The sequence below is a fragment of the Saccharomonospora iraqiensis subsp. paurometabolica YIM 90007 genome (genome assembly GCF_000231035.2).
Classification (GTDB): domain Bacteria; phylum Actinomycetota; class Actinomycetes; order Mycobacteriales; family Pseudonocardiaceae; genus Saccharomonospora; species Saccharomonospora paurometabolica.
Window position 1 is genome coordinate 879 of sequence record NZ_KI912196.1, and the last position, 780, is coordinate 1,658.

The window sequence follows — 780 nt, forward strand, 5'->3', positions numbered from 1 at the left end:
GAGGCCGCCGCGCGGGTCACCGAGCACCCCGGCGAGCCGGAGACGAACCGGTGGGTGTGGCGGGCCAAGCTGCTGGCGGGTGACACCGCCGCCGACGTCGCGTCATCGGCCCTCGAAGCCGCCGGGGCCGGTGCCACCCGGCGCGGGCATCCGCTGGAACGGCTCTACCGCGACGCCCGCTGCGGCGCCCTGCAACCCGCCACCTCCGACGTGTGCGCCGACTGGCTGGGACTCGCGGCCGTCGGCGGCGACCCGGACCACGGTGCGGAGGTCCGCCGGTGGTGACCCCCACCATCACCGGACTGGGCGCCGCCTTCCCCGAGACAGTCACCCAGGAGCGGCTGTGGGACGGGTTCTTTCGCGACCACTTCGCCGACGACCCCCTCGCGCGGCGTCTCTTCGCCGGCTCCGGCGTCCGTCGCCGGCACGCGGTGGCCAACCCGCTCACCGCGGACGTCTCCCGCCACGGCACCGGTGCCCGGATGCGGCATTACGCCGAGCGGGCCCCCGACCTCGGGCACCGGGCCGTCACCGCGGCACTCGCCGACGCCGGACTCGCCCCGGACGAGGTCGGCGGCCTCACCGTCGTCTCCTGCACCGGCTACACCACCCCGGGCCTGGACATCACCCTCGCCGCGGAGCTGCAGCTGCGCCCGGACACCCACCGGCTGCTCGTCGGGCACATGGGCTGTTACGCCGCCCTGCCCGCACTCGCCACCACCGCCGCCTCCGTCGCCGCCCACCGGCGGCCCGCCGTGCTGCTGTGCCTCGAACTGACCT

1 protein-coding gene and 1 pseudogene are annotated in these 780 nt (G+C 76.4%); both read left to right on the forward strand.

The annotated features are described in order from the left end of the window. Positions 1-285: acyl-CoA dehydrogenase family protein (locus SACPADRAFT_RS24925; protein WP_007027823.1), on the forward strand; the 285-nt coding region annotated here is incomplete at its 5' end. After that, positions 282-780 (forward strand): annotated as a pseudogene (locus tag SACPADRAFT_RS24930) (type III polyketide synthase); the annotation flags it as partial. The gene SACPADRAFT_RS24925 and the pseudogene SACPADRAFT_RS24930, both read left to right, overlap by 4 nt.